The organism is Pigmentiphaga sp. MLSB6-MA01 (assembly GCF_058793475.1).
Map to the genome: position 1 here is coordinate 1 of NZ_JBXAFV010000007.1, position 24965 is coordinate 24965.

Annotated in this window: 27 protein-coding genes; 20 read left to right on the plus strand and 7 right to left on the minus strand. The window is 67.4% G+C overall.

Annotated features, from left to right (window positions below; genetic code table 11):
- Positions 1–513: zinc-binding dehydrogenase (locus AC1Q6E_RS13070; protein WP_492572896.1), on the plus strand; the 513-nt coding region annotated here is incomplete at its 5' end.
- 49 nt (positions 514–562) lie between these two features.
- Here AC1Q6E_RS13070 and AC1Q6E_RS13075 read toward each other — a convergent pair.
- Entirely contained in the window at positions 563–1438 is an 876-nt protein-coding gene (locus AC1Q6E_RS13075; RefSeq protein WP_296560247.1) for a TrmB family transcriptional regulator, read from the minus strand.
- A gap of 112 nt (positions 1439–1550) precedes the next feature.
- On the opposite strand from AC1Q6E_RS13075, the gene AC1Q6E_RS13080 reads away from it, so the two are divergent.
- The 5 genes from AC1Q6E_RS13080 to AC1Q6E_RS13100 all read left to right on the plus strand — a co-directional run bounded on the left by AC1Q6E_RS13080 (position 1551) and on the right by AC1Q6E_RS13100 (position 6986).
- A complete protein-coding gene (locus AC1Q6E_RS13080) occupies positions 1551–2852 on the plus strand; it encodes a class-II fumarase/aspartase family protein (RefSeq protein WP_492572897.1) in 1302 nt (433 codons plus the stop codon).
- Positions 2849–3727, plus strand: coding sequence for an amidohydrolase family protein (locus AC1Q6E_RS13085; protein ID WP_152793035.1), 879 nt, complete (start codon positions 2849–2851; stop codon positions 3725–3727). Before AC1Q6E_RS13080 ends, AC1Q6E_RS13085 begins: the two co-directional genes overlap by 4 nt.
- A gap of 5 nt (positions 3728–3732) precedes the next feature.
- Positions 3733–4728, plus strand: a complete 996-nt coding sequence (locus AC1Q6E_RS13090) for a tripartite tricarboxylate transporter substrate binding protein (protein WP_152793034.1) — start codon at positions 3733–3735, stop codon at positions 4726–4728.
- 142 nt (positions 4729–4870) lie between these two features.
- Positions 4871–5926 carry an aromatic ring-hydroxylating dioxygenase subunit alpha gene (locus AC1Q6E_RS13095; protein ID WP_296555206.1) on the plus strand — a complete coding sequence of 352 codons (1056 nt, stop codon included), beginning with the start codon at positions 4871–4873 and terminating at the stop codon, positions 5924–5926.
- Between the two features lie 55 nt (positions 5927–5981).
- A complete protein-coding gene (locus AC1Q6E_RS13100) occupies positions 5982–6986 on the plus strand; it encodes a tripartite tricarboxylate transporter substrate binding protein (protein WP_152793032.1) in 1005 nt (334 codons plus the stop codon).
- A 19-nt stretch (positions 6987–7005) separates the two neighbouring features.
- Here AC1Q6E_RS13100 and AC1Q6E_RS13105 read toward each other — a convergent pair whose 3' ends face one another.
- On the minus strand, positions 7006–7545 hold the full coding sequence (locus tag AC1Q6E_RS13105) for a MarR family winged helix-turn-helix transcriptional regulator (protein ID WP_152793031.1): 540 nt from the start codon (positions 7543–7545) through the stop codon (positions 7006–7008).
- A 143-nt stretch (positions 7546–7688) separates the two neighbouring features.
- Between AC1Q6E_RS13105 and AC1Q6E_RS13110 the strand changes: the two genes are divergently transcribed.
- From AC1Q6E_RS13110 to AC1Q6E_RS13120, 3 genes are read left to right on the plus strand one after another with little or no spacing between them, the layout of a single operon-like run.
- A complete protein-coding gene (locus AC1Q6E_RS13110) occupies positions 7689–8051 on the plus strand; it encodes a protocatechuate 3,4-dioxygenase (RefSeq protein ID WP_152793030.1) in 363 nt (120 codons plus the stop codon).
- Between the two features lies 1 nt (position 8052).
- Positions 8053–8892, plus strand: a complete 840-nt coding sequence (locus AC1Q6E_RS13115) for a class III extradiol dioxygenase family protein (RefSeq protein ID WP_492572898.1) — start codon at positions 8053–8055, stop codon at positions 8890–8892.
- Entirely contained in the window at positions 8889–10064 is a 1176-nt protein-coding gene (locus AC1Q6E_RS13120; RefSeq protein WP_296555202.1) for a 4-hydroxybenzoate 3-monooxygenase, read from the plus strand. Before AC1Q6E_RS13115 ends, AC1Q6E_RS13120 begins: the two co-directional genes overlap by 4 nt.
- Here AC1Q6E_RS13120 and AC1Q6E_RS13125 read toward each other — a convergent pair.
- Entirely contained in the window at positions 10061–11068 is a 1008-nt protein-coding gene (locus AC1Q6E_RS13125; RefSeq protein ID WP_152793027.1) for a GlxA family transcriptional regulator, read from the minus strand. The genes AC1Q6E_RS13120 and AC1Q6E_RS13125 overlap by 4 nt on opposite strands.
- Positions 11069–11158: 90 nt before the next feature.
- Here AC1Q6E_RS13125 and AC1Q6E_RS13130 point away from each other — a divergent pair, with 90 nt between their 5' ends.
- Entirely contained in the window at positions 11159–12328 is a 1170-nt protein-coding gene (locus AC1Q6E_RS13130; protein WP_152793026.1) for a zinc-dependent alcohol dehydrogenase, read from the plus strand.
- Between the two features lie 10 nt (positions 12329–12338).
- Here the strand turns inward: AC1Q6E_RS13130 and AC1Q6E_RS13135 are convergent, their stop codons facing one another.
- The gene (locus AC1Q6E_RS13135; RefSeq protein ID WP_492572899.1) at positions 12339–14039 is read right to left on the minus strand and encodes an amidohydrolase; all 1701 of its coding nucleotides are present in this window, start codon (positions 14037–14039) and stop codon (positions 12339–12341) included.
- Between the two features lie 158 nt (positions 14040–14197).
- On the opposite strand from AC1Q6E_RS13135, the gene AC1Q6E_RS13140 reads away from it, so the two are divergent.
- On the plus strand, positions 14198–14410 hold the full coding sequence (locus AC1Q6E_RS13140; RefSeq protein ID WP_152793025.1) for a DUF3820 family protein: 213 nt from the start codon (positions 14198–14200) through the stop codon (positions 14408–14410).
- 8 nt (positions 14411–14418) lie between these two features.
- Here the strand turns inward: AC1Q6E_RS13140 and AC1Q6E_RS13145 are convergent, their stop codons facing one another.
- Positions 14419–15126 carry a GntR family transcriptional regulator gene (locus AC1Q6E_RS13145; protein WP_152793024.1) on the minus strand — a complete coding sequence of 236 codons (708 nt, stop codon included), beginning with the start codon at positions 15124–15126 and terminating at the stop codon, positions 14419–14421.
- 196 nt (positions 15127–15322) lie between these two features.
- Between AC1Q6E_RS13145 and AC1Q6E_RS13150 the strand changes: the two genes are divergently transcribed.
- The 6 genes from AC1Q6E_RS13150 (at position 15323) to AC1Q6E_RS13175 (ending at position 20287) form a co-directional block, all read left to right on the plus strand.
- A complete protein-coding gene (locus AC1Q6E_RS13150; RefSeq protein WP_492572900.1) occupies positions 15323–16303 on the plus strand; it encodes a Bug family tripartite tricarboxylate transporter substrate binding protein in 981 nt (326 codons plus the stop codon).
- A 14-nt stretch (positions 16304–16317) separates the two neighbouring features.
- On the plus strand, positions 16318–16932 hold the full coding sequence (locus AC1Q6E_RS13155; RefSeq protein ID WP_296555193.1) for an RraA family protein: 615 nt from the start codon (positions 16318–16320) through the stop codon (positions 16930–16932).
- Positions 16933–16963: 31 nt separating this feature from the next.
- Complete coding sequence (locus tag AC1Q6E_RS13160; RefSeq protein ID WP_492572901.1) at positions 16964–18211, plus strand: 3-isopropylmalate dehydratase large subunit; 1248 nt, start codon at positions 16964–16966, stop codon at positions 18209–18211.
- 13 nt (positions 18212–18224) lie between these two features.
- Positions 18225–18764, plus strand: a complete 540-nt coding sequence (locus tag AC1Q6E_RS13165) for a 3-isopropylmalate dehydratase small subunit (protein WP_152793020.1) — start codon at positions 18225–18227, stop codon at positions 18762–18764.
- Between the two features lie 32 nt (positions 18765–18796).
- Positions 18797–19189, plus strand: coding sequence for a RidA family protein (locus tag AC1Q6E_RS13170; protein WP_152793019.1), 393 nt, complete (start codon positions 18797–18799; stop codon positions 19187–19189).
- A 111-nt stretch (positions 19190–19300) separates the two neighbouring features.
- The gene (locus AC1Q6E_RS13175) at positions 19301–20287 is read left to right on the plus strand and encodes a molybdopterin-dependent oxidoreductase (RefSeq protein ID WP_492572902.1); all 987 of its coding nucleotides are present in this window, start codon (positions 19301–19303) and stop codon (positions 20285–20287) included.
- Between the two features lie 21 nt (positions 20288–20308).
- Here AC1Q6E_RS13175 and AC1Q6E_RS13180 read toward each other — a convergent pair whose 3' ends face one another.
- Complete coding sequence (locus AC1Q6E_RS13180) at positions 20309–21118, minus strand: aspartate dehydrogenase (RefSeq protein WP_152793017.1); 810 nt, start codon at positions 21116–21118, stop codon at positions 20309–20311.
- Complete coding sequence (locus tag AC1Q6E_RS13185) at positions 21115–21924, minus strand: IclR family transcriptional regulator (protein WP_296555188.1); 810 nt, start codon at positions 21922–21924, stop codon at positions 21115–21117. The genes AC1Q6E_RS13180 and AC1Q6E_RS13185 overlap by 4 nt, the downstream gene beginning before the upstream one ends.
- A gap of 176 nt (positions 21925–22100) precedes the next feature.
- On the opposite strand from AC1Q6E_RS13185, the gene AC1Q6E_RS13190 reads away from it, so the two are divergent.
- Genes AC1Q6E_RS13190 through AC1Q6E_RS13200 form a run of 3 tightly spaced genes read left to right on the plus strand, consistent with a single transcriptional unit; the run spans position 22101 to position 24961 of the window.
- Entirely contained in the window at positions 22101–23135 is a 1035-nt protein-coding gene (locus AC1Q6E_RS13190) for a TRAP transporter substrate-binding protein (protein ID WP_296555187.1), read from the plus strand.
- Positions 23136–23154: 19 nt separating this feature from the next.
- On the plus strand, positions 23155–23643 hold the full coding sequence (locus AC1Q6E_RS13195; RefSeq protein WP_296555185.1) for a TRAP transporter small permease: 489 nt from the start codon (positions 23155–23157) through the stop codon (positions 23641–23643).
- A gap of 13 nt (positions 23644–23656) precedes the next feature.
- Positions 23657–24961: a TRAP transporter large permease gene (locus tag AC1Q6E_RS13200; RefSeq protein ID WP_152793016.1), complete on the plus strand. Its 1305-nt coding sequence runs from the start codon at positions 23657–23659 to the stop codon at positions 24959–24961.
- The last annotated feature ends 4 nt before the right edge of the window (positions 24962–24965 follow it).

Sequence of the window (24965 nt, forward strand, 5' to 3'; positions counted from 1 at the left end):
GGCCTGAACGTCATCCAGGGTGCCAGAATGGTCGGCGCCGGCAAGATCATCGGCATCGACCTGAACCCCGAGCGCGAAGCCCTGGGACGCCAGTTCGGCATGACCCACTTCGTCAACCCCAAGGACGTCCAGAACGTCGTCGACCACATCGTCCAGCTCACCGACGGCGGCGCCGACTACAGCTTCGAGTGCATCGGCAACACCACCACCATGCGCCAGGCCCTCGAATGCTGCCACAAGGGCTGGGGCCAGTCCTTCATCATCGGCGTGGCCGCCGCCGGCCAGGAAATCGCCACCCGCCCCTTCCAGCTCGTCACCGGCCGCGAATGGAAGGGCTCGGCCTTCGGCGGCGCCCGCGGCCGCACCGACGTGCCCACCATCGTCGACTGGTACATGGACGGCAAGATCAAGATCGACGAACTCATCACCCACACCCTGCCCCTCGAACGCATCAACGAGGGATTCGACCTCATGAAGAGCGGCGAGTCCATACGATCGGTCGTGCTGTACTGACGGCCCCGGCATCCCCGGACGCCCCCCCGCGGGCCGCCCGGGGATGCTTTCAAGACCCTTCCAGGACGTGCTTTTCCATGCCCGGCGGCCGGTATTTCTTGCGCAGCCTGGCCAATCCCTTGCCGAATCGGCCTTCGATCTCATCGCCCATGCTCGTCAGCATTTCCGCGAGATAGATCTCGTGCAGAAGCAGCGTCTGGACCACGTAGATAATGGAGCGATTGCGCGCATAGGACGCGCTCGGCGCCAGGCCGGGCACGCGCGTGGAAATCAGCACGCCGTCGAAATCGGTCGTCATCGTCAGCATCACATCCGTCGCGCCGCGCGACACAGTCGCATCGCCTTCGTGCGGCAACACCTGCATGTCCGGATGCCGCTTGAGGTCCTGGATGCCGGTGCCGAACCCGATGATGATGACCTGCACGCCGCGCTCGCACGCCGCCTGCAGCTCGGGTAGCAACGGCGAGATCAATGCATCGGGCCCCTTGATCCAGATCCGCTGCCCGGCGGCCTGGATCAGATCCACCGTCTTCCGGTCGATCGCGTCGGCTCCCTCGTAGAACCACATGAACGTGTCATTGTCCGGCTGCGCCAGCGCGGCCATTTCGCGTGCCGCCGATGCGCACAGCGCCTGCGTGGAGTGGGCCAGATTGCCGAAATAGTCTTCCGGATCCCGCGGCGCATACCTCACCGGCGACTCGTTGACCGCCTGGATGGCTCCCTTGGCCTCGAGCGAACGCAGGACACCATACGCATTGGCGCGCTGGAGCCCCGAGCGCTTGGCGATTTCATAGGCCGTCGCGGGGTAGGAGTTCGCCAGCGCGAGGTAGGCGCGCGCCTCGTTCTCGTTGAATCCCAGGCGCTGCAAGGTCTGCTGGAGGTCTTCGCGCTCACTGCGTGACTCGCGGTCGGTGGTCTTGGGCATGGACTCGGCATGGATGGCGGTTTTCCCGAGTTTACTGCACGGCGGCTTGCTCATTTCAATAGTAGTATCTATTATTACTACTACAAGATTCGAGCCACCTGGAACCGCCTCCATGCCCTCTTTCGAACAACTGTTCTCCACCCATGCCACGGTGGCCTTCTTCGTCGAATACGAAAAGGCGCTTGCGCAGGTGCAGGCCGAACGCGGGCTGATCCCCTCCTGGGCCGCCGAGCGCATCGCCCGGGACGCCCGGGCCGCGACCGTGGACCTCCCATCGCTGGAGCGCGCGAGCGGACAGGTCGGCTTCCCTGTCGCCCCCTTCGTGCGCCAGCTGGCGCACGCCTGCGGCGAAGCCGGCGAATATCTCCACTGGGGAAGCACCACACAGGACCTCCTCCTGAGTGCCCGCGCCCGGCAGATCAATACCGCCCTGCTACGCCTGGAACGCCTGCTTGCCGGCATCCTGGAGCGTCTGGCCATACTGGCCGCGCAGTACCGGGATACCCCGATGGCGGGGCGCGGCTTCGGCGGCCACGCCTTGCCCATCACCTTCGGGTTGAAGCTGAGCCACTGGATGGTGCCGCTGTTGCGCCATGCCGACCGCATGCGGGCCCTGCTTGCACGGCCGATCGACGGAGAACTCGCGGGCGCGATGGGCACCCTGGCGTCGATGGGGGCCGAGGCGCTGGCCGTGCAACGCGCGGTGCTGGACCGCCTGGAACTGCCCGTCCCCCTGGCATCCGCGTCCAGCGCGCGCGACGCGGTGGCCGAAGTCATCCAGTTTCTCGCGCTGCTGACCGCCAGCCTCGCGAAGATCGCACAGGACATCGCTCACCTGGCCTGGACGGAAATCGGCGAACTGGCGGAGCCGACGGCCGGCACCGCCGGCATGTCCAGCACGCTGCCGCACAAGGCCAATCCCATCCTGTCCTGGCAGATCATGGCCGGCGCTACCCTGGTTCAGCGGAATGCCGACGCCATGATCGGTGCGGTCAGGCAGGAACAGGAACGGTCCGGACACGGCTTTATCGAAGGCCGCGTCGTGCCCGAAGCCTTCATCGAAAGCCATGCCTGCCTGGAAAAAATGCTGGCGCTGCTGGACGGGCTCCGTGTCGATACCGGCCGGATGCGGCGCAATCTGGATGCCACCGGCGGCATGATCGTCGCGGAAGCCGTACAAATGGCGCTGGCCCCCTCGCTGGGAAGACTGCGCGCGCACGATCTGGTCCACCAGGCCTGCGCCGAATCGGTGAAGCCGGGCCGCGTCCTGCTCGACACCCTGGCGGAGATGCCCGAGGTCCACGCCGCCCTGTCCCGCGACGACCTGCGGCGGTTGCTGGATCCGTGCCGCTATCTGGGTTCCGCCGGCGCCATCGTCGACCGCGTCGTGGGCCAGGTCCGGGCACGCTCATGAGCCGCGAAATCCCGCCCTGCCTGGGTCCGCGCAAGACGCTGGCCGTCCCGTCCTGGCGGCCGCCCGAGGGGTGCTGGGACACCCAGTTCCATGTCCTAGGCCCGGAAAACCGCCATCCCTATTCCCCCGACAGGCACTACACCCCGCCTGCCGCGCGGCTGGAAGACTATTTCACGCTGCTGGACGCCTTGGGCCTGGAGCGCGCCTTCGCCGTCCACGCCAACACCCAGGGCCCCTGCAACGATATCTACCTGGACGCCGTCGCCCAGGCCCCCGGTCGCCTGCTGGCCGTCGTGCGCCTGGACCAAACCTGCACGCCGGAAACCGTCCGCGACCTGCACCGGCGCGGCGCGCGCGGCGTCCGGTTCGCCTTCAATCCCCAGCATGGCGGCCGGCTCGACCCTTCCACCGTGCAGCACGTGATGCGGTGCATCCGGCCCTGGCATTGGTTCGTCCAGCTCCACTTCGACGGCGCCCGGTTGCCGGAGCTCGAAGAGTGGATAGCCGGCCTGGACGCACCGGTCCTCATCGACCACCTGGGCCGGGTCTCCATCGCCGATGGCCTGGACAGCGCCCCCCAACGGGCGCTGCTTCGGCTCTCGCGGCAGCGCCATGTCTGGGTCAAGCTCTCCGGGCTCGACCGGGTCTGCGCGCCGGGCGCGTCGTTCGACACCGCGATCCCCTTGATGCACCGGCTGGCGGAGAACGCGCTGGACCGGCTCACGTGGGGCAGCGACTGGCCCCATACCGGCTATTTCGCGCCCGCGCGCATGCCGGACGACGGCACGCTTTTCGAGACCCTCATCCGCGCATTTCCGGCACCGGACCGGATCGCCATTCTTCGAGACAACCCCGGCCGGCTGGCCGGATTCTGAGGAGCATGAACATGAAGCATGGCCTGACCATCGGCCTGGCAGTCCTTTTTTCGCTCGGCCTGGTGGCCCGCGTCTCGCACGCGGCCGCACCGGATCCGCTGAACGGTTTTCCCAACAAGCCGATACGCATCGTCGTGCCTTTCGGCCCGGGCGGGTTCAACGACGCGCTCGCCCGCGCCGTCGCCGCGAAACTATCGAACGCCTTGTCCCAGCCCGTCATCGTCGACAACCGGCCCGGCGGCGGAACCGTCATCGGCACGAATTTCGTGGCCAAGGCCCCGCCCGACGGCTATACGCTGCTGCAGTTGCCAGGCGCGCACGCCATCAACGCCGTCGCGGTGGACAAGCTGCCCTATGACTCGCTGGACAGCTTCAGCTTCATCAGCATGGTTGCCACCTCGCCGTTCCTTTTGGTGGCCGGGCCGGCATTTCCCGCCAACTCCGTCCCCGACATCGTGCGCATGGCGCGGGAAAAACCGGGTACCTTGTCCTACTCGTCGTCCGGCACCGGCGGGAACGCCCACTTGATGGGCGAAATGCTCAAGAGCATGGCGAAGATCGACATCCTGCACGTTCCCTACAAGGGTGCCGGCCCGGCCATGAACGATGCCATCGGCGGCCAGGTCGACTTCACCTTCGCCACCTACGCCGGCGCGAGCGGCTCGATCAAGTCGGGACGCCTCAAGGCCCTGGCGGTCACGTCGAAAAAACGCTGGGCCAAGCTGCCCCAGGTGCCGACCGTGGCCGAGGCAGGGTTTCCTGACTACGAGGCCGAAGGCTGGTGGGGATACGCCGCGCCCGCCCATACCCCCCGCCCCATCGTCGACAAGCTGAACGAGGCCATCCGCAAGGCACTGGCTTCTCCCGATATCCAGGCCTATCTGACCGCCGAAGGCGTCGACACGGTGGGCTCGACACCCGAGGAATTCCGGAGCTACCTCGCGAACGAAATCCGCACCTGGCGCCAGTTGATCTCCCAGGCCGGCATCCGGCTGAACTAGGCCGACGGGCGGGCAAACCCCGTCCGTCGTTGTATAGAACAATTCACGCCCCCGCCGATACAGTCTCCCGCATCGAAGCCGCCACGCCGTGGCGGCCCGGTTGGATATCCCCCGACCCGCATTTCGAGAAGGAGAGTCGTCCGTGGAGCACGTCGTTCGCAATGCCTGGTACGTACTGGGCTGGACCGCAGAAATCGGCACCGGGCCCTTCGCCCGGCGAGTACTGGACGAACCCGTCGTCGCCTTCCGGCAGCGCGACGGCCGGCTCGCCGCCCTGCTGGACCGCTGCGCGCATCGCCTCGTGCCCCTGTCGCTGGGCAGCGTGGTCGACGACACGCTGCAATGCGGCTATCACGGCTTGCGCTACGACGGCACCGGCGCCTGCGTGCACGTCCCGGGCCAACCGAACGTGCCCCCCGCCGCGCGGGTCCGCAGTTTTCCCATCACGGAACGCTATGGCGCCGCCTGGATCTGGATGGGTGACACCGAGCGCGCCGATCCCCGGCTCATCCCCGCCATCGAGCGCTATGGCGCGCCGGGCTGGACGGTCATCTGGGGCGCGCCCCAGCACCATCGCTCGCACTACCTGAACATCGTCGAGAACCTGCAGGACCCGGCGCATACGACCTACGTCCACCCGGGCACCATCGGCAATCCGGCGTCGAGCGATATTCCTCCCGTCATCGAGGAAAGCGAGGGCCACATCGTGACCTACCGCTGGACGCTCGACGCCGAGCCGCCTCCCATCGACCGCAAGAACGCCAACTTCAGCGGACTGGCCGACCGCTGCCAGTACTACCACTTCTTCCCGCCCTGCACCTCGCGCGTGGACGTGGTGACGATGCAGGCCGGCCAGGAACACACGGAAGCCAACATGGACCGCGGCCTGCGCGCGTTCAGCTACAAATTCCTGACGCCCGAGACCGACACGGCCACGCATTTCTTCTGGCTGCACGTGCGCAACTTCGGCGTGGGCGACAAGGAACTCGACGAGCGGCTGATGCGCGACATGGGCCGCACCTTCGAAGAGGACAACGTCATCGTGTCCGCCATGCAGCGCGAACAGGATGCCACCGGCGTGCGGCAGTTGGCATGGCTGCGCATCGACGCGGGCCCGAGCCGCGCCCGCCGCATGATCGAAAAGATGGCGGCCGCCGACTCCGCGGCCGCTGCCCCGGCGACCTCGATGGCGTCCTGACGCCAGCCTATCCCCCGCTCGTCCACCCGCTTGCGTGCCGCCCAAGGAGGCCACCATGTCCCACCGTCCGCACCCTCGTTTCCACCGTGCCTCGTCGCTGTTGGCCGGCTTGACGCTCGCCCTGGCGGCGACGCATGCCTGTGCCGGCGCCGCCGACGCCTACCCCGGCCGGCCCATCCGCTTCATCGTGCCCTTCACCCCCGGCGGGCTGACCGACAAGCTGGCGCGCAGCGTGGCGCACGACCTGCAGGAAGCCTGGCAGCAGCCGGTCATCGTGGAGAACAAGCCCGGCGCGGGCGGCACCATAGGGGCCGACCTGGTGGCCAAGGCGCCCGCCGACGGCTACACGATCCTGTTGGGCACTCATGCCACCCACGCCATCAACGTCACGCTGCTGGCCAACCTGCCCTATGACGCCGTGCGCGACTTCGAGCCCGTCAGCCTGCTGGCGACGGTGCCCAACGTCCTCATGGTGCATCCCTCGGTACCCGCGCACAGCGTGCAGGAACTGATACAGCTCGCCAGGCGCAAGCCCGGCTCGCTGAACTTCGTCTCGCAGGGCATCGGCACCTCGGGCCACATGTCGGGCGACCTGTTCAAGTCGCTGGCGGGCATCGACATGGTCCACATACCGGCGCGCGGTCCGGCGCAGGCCGTCAGCGACGTCATGGGCGGCCATGCCGACATCCTGTTCGACTCGGTCGCCATCGGCATGCCCATCGTGCGATCCGGCAAGCTGCGGGCGCTGGCCGTCACCAGCCGCGAACGCTCGCCCGCCGCGCCCGAGTTGCCGACCATGATCGAGGCCGGTGTGCCCGGCTACGAGATCGTGCTGTGGTTCTCGGTGTTCGCGCCCAAGGGCACGCCGGCCGACATCGTGCTCAAGCTGAACCACGAGATCGCGCGCGCCATGGGCAAGCCTTCGACGCGGGCCGCGTTCGTGCAGGAGGGACTCACGGTTTCAGCGTCCTCGCCGGAGCAACTGGGCCGGTTCCAGCAGACGGAGATCACGAAGTGGGCACGCCTGATCAAGGCCTCGGGCGCGACGTCGAACAACTGACGCGGGGGCCGGCGCCCGCCTACCAGATATCCGCCAGGTCCGGGCGGGACGAAGCCAGCTGGCGGCTCCCGCCGTTGCGGCGATCGGCCTTTTCCTTCAGCGGATAGTCCTGGTTGAGCTGTTTGGCCGTGTCGGTCAAGACGTCCAGCATGCCGTCGAGCGCCTGGATCGCCTCTGGAGGCAGCGCCTTGAGGATGCGTCCGTTGATGTCGGCGGTGATGGGAAACAGCTCGGCATGCAGGGCCCGGCCCTTGTCGGTCAGTTCGATGGCCACGCGATGCCGGTCGCTGCTGCGGCCGACCCGCGACACCAGCCCCTTTGCGACCAGGTCGCTGATGGCACGGGACACGAGTGGCCGGTCGGTGTGCGCGCGCTCGGCCAGTTCGGAAGGCGCCATCGTGCCGTAGTCGGCCAGCATCGCGATCAGGCGCCATTCCCGGCGGCTGATGCCATAGCGGCCTTCGCACAGCCGGATCACCAGCGCGCCGCTGACCGACAGCAGCCGGGCGATCCGGTAGTTCAGGAGTTCCTCGCAATTTGCGGGCTGCTCGAACGACATGGCTGCTCCTGTGCCGACGGCGGTTGATTAGAACAATCAAGGACATGAAAGCTAGAGTCATTCTCCATAAAAAGCACAGCAGCCGCAACGCCGCGCACCGGCGCGGCACTGGTCGTTTTCCCTCTACCCAAGGAGCACTGCCCATGGCACTTCCCCAACGCGACCGGACACGGCCGATCGCCGACTCGCACGTCTTCGACCTGCGGCTTTCATGGAAGGGATACCGCATCAACAAGCTTTGCAATTCGCTCAGCGAGGCCGCCAACCGCGACGCCTGCCGGGCGGACGAAGAGGCCTACATGACGCGCTTCGGCCTGTCCGACGAACAGAAGGCGCTGATACGCGCGCGCGATTTCACCGGCCTGCTCGATGCCGGCGCCAACATCTATTTCCTGCTCAAGCTGGGCGTGGTCACCGGCAACGGCCTCTACGTCATGGGCGCCCGGATGCGCGGGGAAAGCTACGAGGCATTCCTTGCCACCCGCAACGACAAAGGAGCTGTCTGACATGGGACGCATCATCGCTGGCATAGGCACGTCCCATGTCCCTTCCATCGGCGCGGCCTACGACCGCGGCAAACAGGCCACGCCGGCCTGGCGTCCCTTGTTCGACGCCTACGTCCCGGTCCGCGAGTGGCTCCAGGAAATCAAGCCCGACGTGGCGATCATGGTCTACAACGACCACGGCGCCGACTTTTTCTTCGACAAGTACCCGACCTTCGCCTTGGGCGCGGCCGACCGCTACGACATCGCCGACGAAGGCTTCGGCGTGCGTCCGCTGCCGCCCATAGACGGCCACCTGGAATTCTCGCAGCACCTGTGCGAATCGCTGGTCTACGACGAGTTCGACCTGACGGTCTGCCAGGAAATGCGGGTCGAGCACGGCTTCCTGGTGCCCATGCACCTGTGCTTCGACCATACGCCCGGGTGGAACGTGGCGGCCGTGCCCCTGGCCGTCAACGTGCTGCAGCATCCCCTGCCCACCGCGCGCCGGTGCTACCGGCTGGGGCAGGCCATACGGCGGGCCGTCGAGTCCTATCCAGCCGACCTGCGCGTCGTCATCCTGGGCACCGGCGGCATGTCCCATCAGTTGACGGGCCCGCACTTCGGCAAGATGGACAAGGACTGGGACCAGGATTTCCTGGGCCGGATCGAACACGATCCCGAGAGTCTGTGCGAACTGACGCACCAGACCTTGATGGAACGCTACGGCGCCGAAGGCATCGAGCTGATCATGTGGCTGGTCATGCGCGGCGCCCTGTCCGGCCAGGCGCGGCGCGTCCATCGCAACTACTACGCCCCCATGACCACGGGCATGGGCCTGATCACGCTGGAGGAGCCCGCATGAGCGAACGTACCCAGGTCGGCATCGTCGGCGCGGGCCCCGCGGGACTGCTGCTGTCCCACCTGCTGCACCGGGAAGGCATCGAATCCATCGTGTTCGACAGCCGCAGCCGCGAACACGTGCAGCAGCGGCTGCGGGCGGGCGTGCTGGAACAAGGCACGGTCGACCTGCTGGCCGAGGTCGGGCTGGGCGGGCGCATGCGGCGGCTGGGCATGCCGCAGAACAGCCTCGACTTCCGCTACGCCCAGGCCTCGCACCGCATAGACTTCGCCCAGGAAATCGGCCGCACGGTCATGGTCTATCCCCAGCACGAAGTGGTGCACGACCTGATCGAGGCACGGCTGGCCGCCGGCGGCGACCTGCGCTTCGACACCCCGGTCTGCGCCATCCGGGACCTGGAAGGCCCCTCGCCCACGATCCTGGCCGGCCCGGGGGGCACGCCGGTGCGCTGCGACTTCATCGCGGGCTGCGACGGCTTCCACGGCATCTGCCGCGACGCCATTCCCGCTTCGGTGATGAAGACCTACGACCGGGTCTACCCCTTCGGCTGGCTGGGCATCCTGGCCGAGGTCCCGCCCGCCGCGCCCGACGTGACCTGGGGCTGCCACGACACCGGCTTCGCCATGCTGAGCTTCCGCTCCCCCACGCGCAGCCGCCTCTACCTGCAATGCGAACCCGACGACGATCCGGACAACTGGTCCGACGACCGCATCTGGAGCGCGCTCCATGAACGCCTGGACGTACCCGGCATGCCACCGCTGATCGACGGTCCCATCATCCAAAAGGGGGTGACCGCCATGCGCAGCTTCCAGGTCGAACCGCTGCGCCACGGCGCCCTGTTCCTGGCCGGCGATGCCGCGCACATCGTTCCGCCCACCGGCGCCAAGGGGCTCAACTCCGCCGTGGCGGACATACGCGTGCTGGGCCGCGCGCTGGCCGAGTATTACAGGCGGGGCTCCGCCCGGCTCCTGGACAGCTATTCGGAAACCTGCCTGCGGCGCATGTGGCTGGTGCATCGCTTCTCCGCGGGCCTGTGCACCATGGTGCACAGTTTCCCGGGGCAGAGCGAGTTCGCCCGGCGCCTGCAACGGGCCGACCTGGACTACATGACGGGATCCGGGCCGGGCCGGCGGGCCTTCTCGGAGAATTTCACCGGGTTGCCGATCGAAGCCTAGTCCTCCCTGCCGCTGCCGCCCGCGCTGGCGAAACGCTCGCGATAGGCGCGGGGCGTCACGCCCAGGTGGCGCTGGAACACCTTGCGCAACTGGGCGTCCGACCCGAAGCCCGCCCGCACGGCCACGGTCTTGAGCGGCAGGGCCGCGTCCTCGAGCAGCCGGCGCACCAGTTCCACCCTCGCGTTCTCGACGAAGGCCTGCGGCGTGGCGCCCGTCTCGCGCACGAACACGCGGGTGAAGTTGCGCACGCTCATGGCCGCATGGGCGGCCAGGTCCGAAACAGCCAGCGGCCGTTGCAGGTTGGACAGGATCCAGTCCTGGGTCTTGCGTATGCCGGGATGGCTGGTGGTCTGGCTGTTCAAGTGCATGCTGAACTGCGACTGCCCTCCCGGACGCTTCAGGTAGACCACCATGTCCCGCGCGACTTCCAGGGCAAGGTCGCGGCCGCAGTCCTCTTCCACCATCGCCAGCGCCAGGTCTATGCCGGCCGTGACGCCAGCCGAGGTCCAGATGTTGCCCTGCCGGATGAAAATGGCATCGGCCTGCACGTCGACGCGCGGATAGCGCTGCTGGAGCAGCCTCGACACGCTCCAGTGCGTGGTCGCGCGCCGGCCGTCCAGGAGGCCTGCTTCAGCAAGAAAGAAACTGCCCGAGCACAGGGCGGCCAGGCGCGCGATGCGGGGCGCCACGGCCGCGGCCCAGTCGACGATGGCCGGCGAATGCCGCATGGCCTCCTCGATATTGCGCGCGCCCACCAGGATGGCGGCATCGGGCAGGTCGCGGCTGTCCAGGCCCTTGCCGGCGTGCAGCGTCATCAGCGTGTCCGAACGCACGTCGCCGGGCTGCGGGGCGGCGATCTCGACCCGATAGGCCGGCGGCAGGTCGCGCTTGCGCAGGTGGACGTTGGCGTAGTCGAACACGCACAGCGGTCCGACCGCCTCCAGCGACTTGAACCCGGGATAAACGACGATGTCGATGCGGCGGACGCGGAAATGGCTGCTCATGCGTGGATTTTAGTGCGCGCCGAGGCCGGCACGGCGCTTGCTGCGCGTTCCGGTGGGCGCGAACCGGCGCCCGCGAAGAAGGAGAACGTCATGAAAGCACTGTGCTGGCATGGCAAAAAGGACATCCGGTACGACACCGTGCCGGACCCGCGCATCGAGCTGCCCGGCGACGCCATCGTCAAAGTCTCCGCGTGCGCCATCTGCGGCGCCGATCTCCACCTGTACGACGGCCTCATCCCCGGCATGAAATCCGGCGACATCATGGGACACGAATTCATGGGTGAAGTGGTCGAGGTGGGGCCGGATACACGCCATCTGAAGCCGGGCGATCGTGTCGTCGTCCCCTTCACCATCGCCTGCGGCGCCTGCGAACAGTGCCAGCGCGGCAACTATTCTGTGTGCGAACGCAGCAACCGCAACCAGGAACTGGCGGGCAAGGTCTTCGGCCACGCCACGGCGGGCCTGTTCGGCTACACCCACCTGACCGGCGGCTACGCCGGCGGCCAGGCCGAATACGTGCGCGTGCCGCACGCCGACACCACTCACATCAAGATACCCGCCGCCCTGGAGGACGAACAGGTGCTGTTCCTGGGCGACATCCTGCCCACCGGCTGGCAGGCCGCGGCCCAGTGCGACATCCAGCCCACCGACACGGTCGCCATCTGGGGCGCCGGCCCGGTGGGCCTGATGGCCATGCGCAGCGCCCAGTTGCAGGGTGCCCGCCAGGTGGTGATGATCGACCGCGTTCCTGAACGGCTGGCCATGGCAGCCCGTGCCGGCGCGGAATCCATCGACTTCGAGCGGGAAAGCGTGGTCGAACGCCTGCGCGAACTGACCGGCGGCAAGGGGCCGGAGAAATGCATAGACGCCGTGGGCCTGGAGTCGCATGCCGCCCGCTCCCTGGATGCCATGTACGACCGGGCGAAGCAGGCGGTGATGCGGGAAAGCGACCGCCCCCACGTATTGCGGGAAATGATCTACGTCTGCCGCCCGGCGGGCGTGCTGTCCATCCCGGGCGTCTATGGCGGACTGCTCGACCGGATCCCCTTCGGCGCCTCGATGAACAAGGGGCTGACCTGGCGCATGGGCCAGACCCACGTCCAGCGCTGGAGCCGGATCCTGCTCGACCTCATCGCCGAGGGCCGGATCGACCCGTCCTTCGTCATCACCCACAACGAGGCCCTGGAGGACGGGCCCGCCATGTATGAGATTTTCCGGGACAAGGAGGACGGCTGCGTGAAAGTCGTCCTGAAGCCGTGACCCGCCGGCTTCAGAACGATGCGGCCCGGTACACCTGCCTGCCTCCCACGTAGGTCGCCAGCGCCTTCAGCCGCTGCACCTCGGCCGCCGGAATGCTCAGGTAATCGGCCGACAGCACGACGAAATCCGCCAGCTTGCCGGGCTCGATCGATCCCTTGACGTCCTGCTCGTCGGTCAGGCGCGCGTTGTTGATGGTCATCAGCCGGAGCACCGCATCGCGCGACGGCACGGCCTGGTCGGCGCCGTAGACGCCGTCGGAGATCGTGTCCCGCGTCAGGAAATGGTACATGGCCCAGAACGGATTGACCGGAATCACCGGCGAATCGGTGCCGCCCGCCAGCATGAAGCCCTGCTCCATGTAGGTCTTGAGCGGCGTGACCTGCGAAGCGCGGTCCATGCCCCAGTAACGCTTGAGCACCGGCGCGGCCAGGTAGAGATGGTCCTGCACCGACATCCGCAGGTTCATCGCCCGGATGCGCGGATACTGGTCTGGGCGCGTGATGAACGCATGTTCGATGGTCCACCCCTGCGCGCGGATGTCGCGCTGGGCGTGGGCCCGCTCGTAGCCCTGCAGCACCTCGTCCACGGCGGCATCGCCCACGGCGTGCACCGCCACGCGCCAGCCCGCCTGGTTGATGCCCGCGACGTATTCGTTGAACGTCGCCTGCGGAATGGTCTGCAAGCCGTAGTACGTGCCGCCCTTGCCCATCTCCCCTTCGTAGGGGCGCGTCATGTAGCCGCCCTCGAAACCGCCGTCCACGCTGATCTTGATGCCCCAGACCTTGACCCACTCGTCGCCCTCGCCCTGCCGGATGCCGGCCCCGACGATGCCGGACCGGAAATCGGCCAGGTCCTTGGGACGGAACAGGATGCTGTAGCGGACCGTGGCCTTGCCGCTGTCGCGCAACTGCTGGAACTGGCGATACGCCGCCACGTTCGTGCCCGGTATCCGTATGCTGGTCAGGCCGTACTCGTTCAGTTTCTTCTGCTGCGCCTCGAGCAGCGCCAGCGTCATCGGCGGCGGAGGCGGCAGCGGCGCGAGGCGCTTGGCCGTGTCGGTCAGTTCGCCGGTCAGCCGTCCGGCGGCGTTGCGCGGAATCGCGCCGCCCGGCGGCACCGGGGTCGCCGGCGTGATGCCGTACTTGGCCAGTGCCGTGTTGTTGAGGAAATAGCTGTGTCCGCCGCGCACCAGGATCACCGGCACGCCAGGCGCAGCCGCTTCCAGCTCATCCGCGGTGGGCAGCCGCTGTTCCTTGAGCTGCGCCTCGTGCCAATCGCTGTTGGAAACCAGCACCTGTCCCGGCTTGGCCCCCCTGGCCGCCTCGGCCACCGTGGCGGACAGCTCGGCCATCGAGCGTGCGGCCGACAGGTCGATGCCGGGGCCGCCGCCCACGGCATGCAGATGCGAATCCGCCAGGCCGGGAACGACCGTGCGGCCGCGCAGATCGATCACCTGCGTGGCCGGCCCCGCATAGGCCATGATGCGCTCGGTCGTCCCCACCGCGGCGAACCGGCCCCCGCGCACCGCGAAGGCCTGGGCCACGGAAGAACCGGCATCGACCGTGGCGACCTTGCCGTTGACGTAGACCGCGTCCGCGGCCTCCGATGGCGGCGCGCCGCCCGGCCCGCGCGCCGCGCACGCGGCCAGCAGTCCCACCGCTGCCGCCACGACCACGCCCCGTCCCCAAGTCCCGCCAACCATCGTATCCATGGCCCGCCCCCTCGTCGTCGGAAGGCGCCAGTGTGATACCAAGAATCTTTAAATGTCAAACACTTGTCCCCCATGGCAGTGCCTGCCGCGGCGCGCGCTTCGTGCACAATGCGGGCGAGGTCCACGAGAACATCCAAGCTGCCACGCCCTCCCACTCCATGAACCCCGAAGATCTGCAACGCCTGGTAACGGTCGCCATGCCCTACGGCAAGTACAAGGACAGGCTGATCGCCGACCTGCCCGGTCCCTACCTGGCCTGGTTCGCCCGCAAGGGCTTCCCGCCCGGCGAACTGGGGCGCCTGCTGGCGCTGATGCACGAGATCGACCACAACGGCCTGTCGCCGCTGCTGGCGCCGCTACGCCAGCGCTAGCGTCCTGGTCACGGCGACGCCCGGCGCCGCTTCTGGAACAGTTCGAGCGCATGCAGCCCGACCGCGCGGGCCCGCTGGTTCTGAAGCACGATGGCAGCCTGCGCGGCTTCGGGGTCGCGTTCGCGTATCGCATCCAGGAGACGGTGGAACTCATCCACGCTTTCCGCCGGCCGGTTCGGATGATTCATCGATGACGCCCACAAGAAGCCCATACGTGCGTTGATCTTCCGGATGAAGGCAGCCAGCGGTTCGTTGCAAGCCCCCGCGACAAAAGCCTCGAACAATTGATGCTTGGTCGCGCGTATGCGCGGCACATCGCGCGAAGCCAGCGCCTGCTCGAACTCGTCGATACGCAAGGCGAAGGCATTCATCTGCTCTGGCGTGCCGCGCATCGCGAAACACGCCGCCGCCAGTTTCTGCAGAGCCACCCGCACTTCGTGCAACTCGTGGAACTGCGCTTCATCGATCGCCCGCACGGCAGGCCCGCGATGTGGCGCCACTTCCAGCAAGCCTTCGCCGTCGAGTTGCCGGATGGCCTCGCGCATCGAGGGACGGCTGGCGGCAAAACGTTCGCAAAGCTCCCGTTCGGTCAGCTTGTCGCCGGGAAGATAAATCCCTTCGGTGATGGCATCGCGCAAACGGTCGGCCAGTTGCTGCCGGGCCGGGTCTGCGGCCGGCGCGGCGGTCTCGTGCAAGGCAACGATTTTTCGGTCCATGGATCAGGTCGCGGCGGCGGGAATTGCATTGTAGCGACCCGGCCGGATGCCCACCTTGCCGGGAGTTTTCATCAATTTTCAAAATTGTCTTACATTGTTGAGTATAAATGCCATTTCATGGCATATTTACGCCAACAAAAACAATATTTGTCATACAAAAAGGCGATCAGCCTTAAAACCCTCAAGGAGACACACCATGCTGCTGCATTCACGGTTCCTGGCCACAGCGCTTGCCCTGGCAACCGCCCTCGCCGTCGCCCCCCAGGGCGCCGGCGCCCAGTCCTATCCGGCTCGTCCCGTGCGCATCATCGTTCCACATGGCGCGGGCTCGTCGCCCGACACCATCACCCGCCTGGTCGCCCAGCATCTGGGCGAGCGCCTCGGACAACCGTTCGTGGTCGAGAACCGCGCGGGCGCTGGCGGAACCATCGGCCTGGGTGCCGCCGCCCGCGCCCCTGCGGACGGCTATACGCTCGCCGTGGGCCACATCGGCACGCTCACCATCAATCCCAACGTGTACAGCAAGCTGCCCTACGACCCGGTGAAGGACTTCGCGCCCATCATGCTGTCGGCCCGCACGCCTCTGCTGGTCGTCGTTTCCGCGGAGTCGCCCTACAAGTCCATTGCCGACGTCATCGCCGCCGCCAAGGCCGACCCCGGCAAGCTGACCTTCTCGTCGGCCGGCAACGGCACGGCCTCGCACATGTCGGGGGAATACTTCAAGACGCTGGCGGGCGTCTCGATCACCCACATACCGTTCAAGACCGCGCCCGAAGCCCTGACCGGCGTCGCCAGCGGCGCCGTCACTCTCACCTTCGGCGGACAGCCGCCGGCCTGGCCCATGGTCAAGGCGGGCAAGCTGCGCGCGCTGGCGCTCACCAGCGACCAACGGGTGGCCGAATTCCCCGACACGCCCGTGGTCGCCGAAACGCTGCCTGGCTACGAGATGTTCGACTGGAACGGCTTCATGGCGCCCGCGGGCACGCCCGCGGCCATCATCGGCACACTGCACAACGCCATCGCGACCATTCTTGCCGAGCCGGACGTGGTGCGCCAGTTGCGTGGACAGGGGCTCCTGCCCACGCCCAACACGCCGGAACAGTTCGCCCGCTTCATCGACGCGGAGCGAGGCAAGTGGGCGCGCGTCGCCAAGGAAGTGAAAATCCAACTCGACTGAGGAACGTCATGGGAATGGATGTGGAACAACTCGTGGCCCTGCTGGCCGGCGCCTCCGCGGCCGCGGCCTATGAAGCCCTGGGCCGCCGCGGCGACCTGGATCCGGCCATTGCCACGCAAGTGCCAGGCACGGTCTGCGCCGGCCCGGCATACACCGTGAGCGCGCCGCCCCACCGCAGTGGATCGGCGAACCGGGCGCTGGACCTGGCGCCTCCCGGTTCCGTGCTGGTCATCGACACCGGCGGGGACCCGGACACCTGCGCGCTGGGCGGCACCGGCTCGCGGGCTGCGCAGATGCGCGGTCTGGCCGGCTGCGTCACCAACGGCCGCGTGCGCGACCTGGCCGAGATCCGGGCACTGCGGTTCCCGGTATTCGCGCATGGCGGCACGGTGCGCAGCAGCCGCAAGGACGGAACGGCCGAGGTCCAGATACCCGTGGCGATAGGCGGCCAGATCGTGCATCCGGGCGATCTCGTGTGCGCCGATGATGACGGCGTGGTCGTCATCGGCCAGCAGTATTTCGACACTCTCGCCGAGAGGCTGGCCGCCCGCCTGGCCTTCGAGCGCGACGCCGATGCCCAGGTGCGTGCCGGCGCCTCGTACGCGCAGGCCGTCAGCGGCCGGCCCTGACCGACTTCAAGCATGGAAGCTCCACATGGGCATGACGCTCGTTGAAAAGATGCTGGCGCGCGCCAGCGGCAAGACATCGGTCAAGCCGGGCGACATCGTGCTGCCCGAGCCCGAACTGGTCATATTGCACGACGGCTACGTCGAAAGCGCCTACACACAGTTGCACGACATCGGCTATCGCCGCGTCACCCATCCGGAGCGGGTGGTCTTTGTCACCGACCACCAGGTGGTCTACACCACGCCCGCCTCGATCTTGCGCGGCCGCGCCAATCGGCGCATCGCCCGCGAATGGCGCATCGGCCACTTCCACGACGCCGGCCAGGGCGGGCACGGCCATCTCTTTCCCATGGAAAGCGGCCTGGTCAGGCCCGGCATGTTCCTCTTCGCTTACGACATGCACTGCACCAACTTCGGCGCCATCGGCGCCTTCGCCATGCGCGCCGGGCCCAACGTCGTGTCGGTGCTGGCCACGGGCACGACCTGGACCGTCGTGCCGCACACACTGCGCGTCACGCTGGAGGGCGAGCCATCGCCCGGCGTGCATCCACGCGACGTCGGCTTCTGGCTGGCCCACCGGCTGACCTCGGGTGAACTGGGCGTCGAATTCGACTATCGCGTGGTCGAATTCGGCGGCGCGTACTGCGACCGCCTGCCGCTGTCGGGCCGTGTCGCGCTGTGCAATACCTTGACCGAGATCGGCGTGCTCAACATCGTGTTTCCGCCGATGTCGCCGTTGGGCTCGGCCCGCGACGGCACCTGGCTGGAAAGCGACGACGATGCGCGGTTCGAACATAGGCTCGAGCTGGACGTCACGCACCTGGCGCCGCAGGTGGCCCTGCCGGGCGCCCCCGACCGGGCCGTCCCCGTCGGCGACACGGTGGGCGTCGCGATCGACCAGGCCTATCTGGGATCCTGCGGATCCGGCATGTATGACGATTTCCAGGCCGCCGCCGACGTACTGGCCGGACACCGCGTGGCAAGCGGGGTGCGCTTCATCGTCGTCCCGGGCACCGTCGAGACGGCCAAACGCATGGCGCGCGACGGCCTCACCCAACGCTTTCTCGACGCCGGCGCCATCCTGCTTCCGCCCGGCTGCGGCCCCTGCGCCGGCGGCGCCGGCGGGCCGCTGGCCTCCGGAGAAGTGTCGATCTCGACCGCCGCCACCAACGGCCAGGGCCGCATGGGCGCGAAGGATGCCCATTGCTACCTGGGTAGCCCGCTCACCGTGGCCGCGTCGGCCATCGCCGGCAGGATCGCCGATCCGCGCCCGGCGCATTGAGGAGTCCCCATCGATGAACTGGATACAACGCGGCACCGCCCACGTGCTGGGCCATGACGTTCCCCACGACGGCGCGGTCATGGCGTTCGACATCGTGCTCTCCCGCGCGACGAATCCCGCCGAACTGATCCCGCATCTTTTCGCCGAACTCGATCCGGGCCTGGCCAGCCGCATCCGCCCAGGCGACCTGATCGTCGCCGGCCGCAACTTCCTGGCCGGCAAGGCGCACAATGCCGGCATCATCGCCCTGAAAGCGCTGGGCCTGGGCATCCTGTGCGAGTCCATGTCGGTGCGGGCCTTCCAGGGCGTGGTCGCGCTCGCCGTACCCGTGCTCGCCTCTTGCCACGGCATCGTGGAAGCGCTGTCCGACGGTGACGAGATCGAAGTGGACTACGCCAACGGCACCGTCACGCGTTGCGCCACCGGCGAGATCCTCCACTACCCGCCCCTGGCGCCCGAGATACGCGCCATGGTCGGAAACGGCGGCATGCGCGGCGCGCTCCTGGCCCATCTGCGCGCGCGGCCCGAGCTCGGCCAGCCTTACGCGGAGTAGACTACGGGCCTTTTCCATCGAGGCCTTCCGCCATGCCCCTGCAAGCCCACTACGCCAAGACGCTGCCCAAGCCCCGCTTCCGCTACACCCCTTGCATCCAGGCAGGCCCCCACTACCAGTTGGCCGGCATGATCGCCCTCGATGCCGAAAGCGGCCAGTTGGAAAGCGGCGGCGTCGCCGCGGAAACGGACAAGATCATGCGCAACATGCTGGGTGCCCTGCCCGAGTATGGCCTGGCCCTGGACCAGCTCGTCATCGCGCGCATCTTCACCACCCGCTTCGACCAGTTCGCCGAGATCAATCGCGTCTGGGAAGGCTACTTTCCGGAAGGCACCACGCCGCCCGCGCGCACCGCCGTCGGCGTCGCGGCCCTGCCGCTGAACGCCTCGGTAGAGATCGAGTTCTGCTTCTACCGCGAGGCCTGACCTTCTGATTCCCCACGGGCGCGCAAAGCGCGCCCCTTCTCTTCGCTTGCCTGCCCATCTACCTTCGCTTATCGTTATGTTTCATTGAATATAACGATAAGGAAGAACATGATGCATCGGCAGAGACTGCCCGGATGGAGCCTCGCAACGGTCCTGTCCTGTGTGCTGGCCGCCTGCGGCGGCGACGGCGCAATCCCGGAAACGCCCGGGATCCCGCCCAGCATCGCGATAGGCGGAGCGGTCGAACGTCCCTCGTCCCCGACCGTTGCCGACCTCGAGCAACGTCCGGCCCAGACCCAGACCGTTTCCTATTCCAGCGGCAGCGGCCAGCAGACCCGCACCTATACCGGCGCCGGTCTGTGGTCCCTGCTGGACGATGCGGGCATCAAGACCGATGCCTCGGCCAAGAACGATCTCCTGCGCAAGTACGTGGTGGTCAAGGCCGCCGACGGCTACCGCGTCGTTTTCTCGATGGGCGAACTCAAGCCCGACATCGGCAACCGCGCCAGTCTCGTGGCCTACGCCGAGACCCGGGACGGCAAGTCGGGACCGCTGCCGCAAGGCGACGGTCCGTTCCGGGTGACCGCGCCCGGCGACGGCAAGGGCGGACGCTACGCTTCGATGGCGACCTCGATCGAGGTCCTGCCGTCGGGATCCACGCGCACCGGCACCGGAGGCGGCCTCGCGCCGTCCTTCACCGTATCGGGCGCCGTGCGGCAGGAAGGCAGTTTCGATCTCGCCGCCCTGCAAGCCCTGCCGCCGGTTTCCCGCGCGGTGGGAACGGCGACCTACACCGGCGTCGACTTGTGGCACCTGCTCAACGACGTGGCCGGCCTGAAGACCGCCGCGGGCGCGAAGAACCCCACGCTGGGCATGTATGCCGTCGCCACCGCCAGCGACGGCTACCAGACGCTGTTGTCGATGGCCGAGATCGATCCGGCGTTCGGCGCGAACCAGGCGCTGGTGGCCTACGAGGTCGATGGACAGCCGCTCGATCGCAACGGCATGGCCCGGCTGGTGCTGCCGGGCGACATCCGGACCAGCCGCTCGGTGTCCAATCTCATCGACCTGCAGGTATTCGAGCTGGCCAGCCCCTGACGCCCCCCTGGCTGCCGGGCCTCAACCTTGCAGCGCGAGCGCGTTGGGTCCGCCCCGCAGATAAGCCACGATGCTGCAGGCGGTGCTTGCCGAAGTCTTCGGATTGGCGGCGGAAGGTTCGGCCTGTGTATCGAAGCGGAACTCCCCGAGCACGCCACGCGCCTCGATACGATGGCTGTTGCGCGTGGCGGCGGGATCCGCGATCAGCGTGACCCGGGTGGCATCCAGCCCCGCACCCGCCAGGGCAACGGTAGCCGCCACGTTGGCATTCTGCGGATAGCGTCGAGCGACCTCGCGGGCGCTGCCTTCGAACACCACCGTCGGCTCGGCCAGGCCATGCAGGTCGCAGGCCTGTTCCGCCGGGGTGCCCAGCCAGGCGCGCGGCGGCTTGATGCCGGTGTAGCGGACCTCGACCGCGCCGGCGGCGCGGGCCGTCGCCAGCGCGTCCAGGCCGCCGATGGCACCGCTGATCAGGTGCAAGCGGCGACGGGCCCGGGCCGCTTCTTCCCTCAACGTCCGCAGCAGGTCCTCGTCCGCCAGCGCCCCCGCCGACACCAGCGCGAAATCGCGGCCGCTGCGCAACACATCGGCGCCGTATTGCGCCACGGCGCCTTGGCCCGCCGCCTCGATCACCAGACCGACCTCGCCGGCCAGCGACGCGATGTCGCTGACCGGCTCGATGGACGACGGCAGCCCCGCCGCCGCCTCGTTTTCCTTGCCCCGGCGCACGATGACATGCCGCACGTCGACGCGGATGTCGCCGGCCAAGGCGTCCAATAGACTGCGGGCGATCCCGCCCAGTCCGATCACGGCAATGCTGGATCTCGTCATTTGAGGTCGGCGTTCATCTGTTTGGAAAAAATCGCCGCGAGCTTGCTGGCGGCATCGAGCAGGGCGCGCTTCATCTTTTCATCGTCGTAGGCCTGCATGCGCTGCGACGGGCCGACGATGGACACCGAGAACATCACGCCGACCTGGGACAGCGGGATGGGCGCGGCGACCGCCACCAGTCCGCGATCGATCTCCTCGCGGCAGTAGGCGATCCCGGTCTTGCGGACCCGCCGCAATTCGTCGCGCAACTGCTGCGGCGACGTGATGGTGCGATCCGTCAGCGCGGGCAGCGGTTCATCCAGCAGCGCCTCCCATTCCCGTTCGTCGCGAAAGGCCAGGATGGCCTTGGCCGAGGCCGCCGCATGGGGCGGCATGACGTGGCCGGGATTGACGTAGCCGTGCCAGTCCTTGGGCGGCGTGGCCATGACGATGCTCTCGATGCGGTTGCCGCGCAGCATGCTCAGGAAAGCCGTTTCCTGGAACTGCTCGACCAGGCCGTAGAGCACCGTATGGGCGACCGCGGCCATCTGGTCGGGCGAGATCGCCGTTCCCAGCAGCCGGCGCATGCGTCCGCCCAGGAGATAGGTGCGGCGCGCATTGCCGGCCTCCGCCTCGAACGGCGGCTCGGCATCCAGGCAGCCGGCGCGGCACAGGCCGGCCAGCATCCGGTGCAGCGTGCCCTTGGGCATGTCCAGCGCGGCCTGGATTTCGCCGAACGCCAGCCCGGCGGGATGGCGGGCGACCAGTTCGATCACCTCCATCTGTCGTTCCAGCAGGAACCGGTTCTTGGACGACTCTTCTTCCACATCACCCCCAACGTGACCCAGGCGAAATTTTGCCCGTAATGAAACGTCTTGACGAAATTACACCGAAACCTGCATTATGTTCCATATAACGATAGATTAGTTCCGAAAAACGGAACATATTTTTTGCCGGGCAAGAACCGGCTTCTTTTCATCGACCCAGTGCAAGGGGGAACTCCATGCGTAAGAACCATGCTTTGAAGCCGCTCGTGGCCGCCGCCATGGCCGCCGCCGTCCTGGCCGCTCCGGCCCACGCCGCCGACAAGAAAGTCAGCCTGCGGCTGTCGCACAACCTGCCCACCACCAACCCCCTGCACTACGGCGTGCTGGTGCCCTGGGCGCAATCGATCGAAAAAGACTCGGGCGGCAGCATCGCGATCCAGGTATTCCCCGCGCAACAACTGGGTCCGGCCAAGGATCACTACAACCTGGCCCGCGACGGCATCGCCGACCTCGCCTTCTATCTGGTGGGCATCGAACCGGGCCGCTTCCCCATCGTGACCGCCGCCGAAATGCCGTTCCTGGTGGCCGACACCGCCAAGGGCTCGCGCGCGCTGTACGAGTGGTACCAGCCCTACGCCAAGAAAGAGATGGCCGACGTCAAGGTGTGCACCATGTTCTATGACGGCGGCGGCACCATCCACTCCAAGAAGCGCATCGAAAGCCCCACCGACCTGGCCGGCCTGAAGATCCGCTCGCCCAACGTCATGGCGGCCAACTTCTACCGCCTGTCCGGCGCCTCGCCCGTCCAGTTGTCCGCCTCCGACGCGGCCGAAGCGGTCGAGCGCGGCGTGGTGGACGCGATCTCGTTCCCGTGGAACCTGTTGCAGGCACTGGGAGCCGATCGCGCGCTGACCTATCACCTGGACATGAATTTCTATTCGCTGGGCACGGCCATCCTGATGAACAAATCGTCGTACGGCAAACTGTCGGCCGACCAGAAGAAGGTCATCGACAGCCACTGCAACGCCGACTGGGCCGAACGCCTGCCCATGCCCTGGTACAACTGGGAACAGGAAGGCCGGGCCGCGCTGCTGAAGAAGCCGGGCCACACCGTCTACACGATCTCGGACGCCAAGGTCGGCGAATGGAAGGCCATGGCCGCCAAGGTCCGCGCCGACTGGGAAGCCAGCGTCAAGAAGAACCGCATCGATGGCGCCAAGGTGTTCGGCGAACTGCAGGACACGCTGAAAAAATACAACGCCGCCTATTGATCAACCGCCGAGCATCGCCATGAAACGTCTGCTTGCCTTCCTAGAGTTCGTGCCATCGGTACTGCTGTTGTTCATGGCGATACTCACGTCCCTGTCGGTGGCCACGCGCTACCTCTTCGCCTACCCGCTTCCGGACGAGTACGAAATCTCGCGCCTGCTGCTGAGCGTGGTGGTGTGCTGGGGCATCGCGGCGGCCTTCCGCCACAACGACCACATCCAGCTCGATATCTTCTGGAGCGCGCTCGGGCCTCGCGCCAGGCGGGTCCTGAGCCGCATCGGCGCGGCGCTGTGCCTGTGCATCATCGGCGGCTTCGCCTACGCCCTGGGCACCAAGGTCGTCGACGTGTTCGAGGCGGGGCTGCTGACCGTGGACCTGGAGTTGCCGGTCTGGGGCTTCTACACGGCAGCGTGGCTGGGCACGCTGGCCTGCTTCTTCATCCTTCTCCAGCAAGTCATCGCTCCTTCCGAGCCGGAGGCCGACGACGGCCATCCGGACGCCACGGTCTGAACGGACGCACACCATGATCGGCCCCAATCTCGCCATCCTCATCGGCTTCGGCTCCCTGCTGCTGCTCTGCCTGCTGCGCGTTCCCATCGGCCTGGCCATGGGCACGGCGGGCATCCTGGGCTTCGGCCTGATGACCGGCTTCGAGCCCGCCTTCAAGCTGCTGTCCCACTCCGTCATCTCCACCTTCTCCGACTACACCATGGGGCTGGTGCCGCTGTTCATCCTGATGGGCGCGGTGGCCGTGACCTCGGGCATGAGCGGCGAACTGTTCCGCGCCGCCCAGCTCTGGCTGGGCAACTTCCGCGGCGGACTGGCCGTGGCCACCGTGGCCTCGTGCGGCGGCTTCGCCGCCATCTGCGGCTCGTCGGCCGCCACCGCCGCCACCATGACCCGGGTCGCCCTGCCCGAGATGAAAAAGCATGGCTATTCGGAGCGGCTGGCCACCGGGGTGATCGCGGCCGGCGGCACGCTGGGCGTGCTGATTCCGCCCTCGATCGCGCTCGCCGTCTACGGATTGCTCACGCAGCAAAGCGTGGGGCTGCTGTTCATGGCCGGCGTCGTGCCGGGCATCATCGCCATCGCCATGTACATGCTGGTGGTCAAGGTCTGGCTGGCCGTGCGTCCGCAGGATGCGCCGGTGGGCCAGCCCGCCGCGATGCGGGAACGCCTGTCCAGCCTGACGCGGCTCGGCCCCATCATGCTGCTCATCATGTTCGTCATCGGCGGCATCTACGGCGGGCTGTTCACGCCGACCGAGGCCGGCGCCGTGGGCGCCGCCGGCGCCATCGCCATCGTCGCGCTGGGCAAGCGCCTGTCCTGGAATACCCTGTTCTCGTCGCTGGCGGAAAGCGTCCGCATGGGCGCGGCCATCCTCCTGATCATGGCCGGCGCCGTACTGTTCGGCTATTTCCTGGCGGTGACCGAGACCCCGCAGAAGGCAGCGCAGCTGCTCATCGACGCCGACCTGGGCCGCTACGGCACCCTGCTCGTGATCATCGGCATCATGCTGGTGCTGGGATGCCTGATCGACGCGCTGGCGGTGGTGATCCTGATCGTGCCGCTGGTCTACCCCATCGTGATGCAGCTGGGCTTCGATCCGATCTGGTTCGGCGTGATCGTGACCATGTGCGTGGAGCTCGGCCTCATCACGCCACCTTTCGGACTGAACGTCTTCGTGATCAAGGGTCTGTCCAAGCGAACCGACATCTGGACCATCTACAAGGGCGTGACGCCCTTCATCATCGTGGACCTGCTGCGTATCGGCCTCTTGATCGCCTTCCCCAGCCTGGTGCTGTTCCTTCCCGACATGGCGCGCTGAGCGC

What these genes read in the sequence shown, in the direction of transcription:
- AC1Q6E_RS13075 (WP_296560247.1), bottom strand. Translation starts at nt 1,438, where the DNA reads ATGCCCAAGACCACCGACCGCGAGTCACGCAGTGAGCGCGAAGACCTC.
- AC1Q6E_RS13080 (WP_492572897.1), top strand. Translation starts at nt 1,551, where the DNA reads ATGCCCTCTTTCGAACAACTGTTCTCCACCCATGCCACGGTGGCCTTC.
- AC1Q6E_RS13085 (WP_152793035.1), top strand. Translation starts at nt 2,849, where the DNA reads ATGAGCCGCGAAATCCCGCCCTGCCTGGGTCCGCGCAAGACGCTGGCC.
- AC1Q6E_RS13090 (WP_152793034.1), top strand. Translation starts at nt 3,733, where the DNA reads ATGAACATGAAGCATGGCCTGACCATCGGCCTGGCAGTCCTTTTTTCG.
- AC1Q6E_RS13100 (WP_152793032.1), top strand. Translation starts at nt 5,982, where the DNA reads ATGTCCCACCGTCCGCACCCTCGTTTCCACCGTGCCTCGTCGCTGTTG.
- AC1Q6E_RS13105 (WP_152793031.1), bottom strand. Translation starts at nt 7,545, where the DNA reads ATGTCGTTCGAGCAGCCCGCAAATTGCGAGGAACTCCTGAACTACCGG.
- AC1Q6E_RS13110 (WP_152793030.1), top strand. Translation starts at nt 7,689, where the DNA reads ATGGCACTTCCCCAACGCGACCGGACACGGCCGATCGCCGACTCGCAC.
- AC1Q6E_RS13115 (WP_492572898.1), top strand. Translation starts at nt 8,053, where the DNA reads ATGGGACGCATCATCGCTGGCATAGGCACGTCCCATGTCCCTTCCATC.
- AC1Q6E_RS13120 (WP_296555202.1), top strand. Translation starts at nt 8,889, where the DNA reads ATGAGCGAACGTACCCAGGTCGGCATCGTCGGCGCGGGCCCCGCGGGA.
- AC1Q6E_RS13125 (WP_152793027.1), bottom strand. Translation starts at nt 11,068, where the DNA reads ATGAGCAGCCATTTCCGCGTCCGCCGCATCGACATCGTCGTTTATCCC.
- AC1Q6E_RS13130 (WP_152793026.1), top strand. Translation starts at nt 11,159, where the DNA reads ATGAAAGCACTGTGCTGGCATGGCAAAAAGGACATCCGGTACGACACC.
- AC1Q6E_RS13135 (WP_492572899.1), bottom strand. Translation starts at nt 14,039, where the DNA reads ATGGATACGATGGTTGGCGGGACTTGGGGACGGGGCGTGGTCGTGGCG.
- AC1Q6E_RS13140 (WP_152793025.1), top strand. Translation starts at nt 14,198, where the DNA reads ATGAACCCCGAAGATCTGCAACGCCTGGTAACGGTCGCCATGCCCTAC.
- AC1Q6E_RS13145 (WP_152793024.1), bottom strand. Translation starts at nt 15,126, where the DNA reads ATGGACCGAAAAATCGTTGCCTTGCACGAGACCGCCGCGCCGGCCGCA.
- AC1Q6E_RS13150 (WP_492572900.1), top strand. Translation starts at nt 15,323, where the DNA reads ATGCTGCTGCATTCACGGTTCCTGGCCACAGCGCTTGCCCTGGCAACC.
- AC1Q6E_RS13155 (WP_296555193.1), top strand. Translation starts at nt 16,318, where the DNA reads ATGGATGTGGAACAACTCGTGGCCCTGCTGGCCGGCGCCTCCGCGGCC.
- AC1Q6E_RS13160 (WP_492572901.1), top strand. Translation starts at nt 16,964, where the DNA reads ATGACGCTCGTTGAAAAGATGCTGGCGCGCGCCAGCGGCAAGACATCG.
- AC1Q6E_RS13165 (WP_152793020.1), top strand. Translation starts at nt 18,225, where the DNA reads ATGAACTGGATACAACGCGGCACCGCCCACGTGCTGGGCCATGACGTT.
- AC1Q6E_RS13170 (WP_152793019.1), top strand. Translation starts at nt 18,797, where the DNA reads ATGCCCCTGCAAGCCCACTACGCCAAGACGCTGCCCAAGCCCCGCTTC.
- AC1Q6E_RS13175 (WP_492572902.1), top strand. Translation starts at nt 19,301, where the DNA reads ATGCATCGGCAGAGACTGCCCGGATGGAGCCTCGCAACGGTCCTGTCC.
- AC1Q6E_RS13180 (WP_152793017.1), bottom strand. Translation starts at nt 21,118, where the DNA reads ATGACGAGATCCAGCATTGCCGTGATCGGACTGGGCGGGATCGCCCGC.
- AC1Q6E_RS13190 (WP_296555187.1), top strand. Translation starts at nt 22,101, where the DNA reads ATGCGTAAGAACCATGCTTTGAAGCCGCTCGTGGCCGCCGCCATGGCC.
- AC1Q6E_RS13195 (WP_296555185.1), top strand. Translation starts at nt 23,155, where the DNA reads ATGAAACGTCTGCTTGCCTTCCTAGAGTTCGTGCCATCGGTACTGCTG.
- AC1Q6E_RS13200 (WP_152793016.1), top strand. Translation starts at nt 23,657, where the DNA reads ATGATCGGCCCCAATCTCGCCATCCTCATCGGCTTCGGCTCCCTGCTG.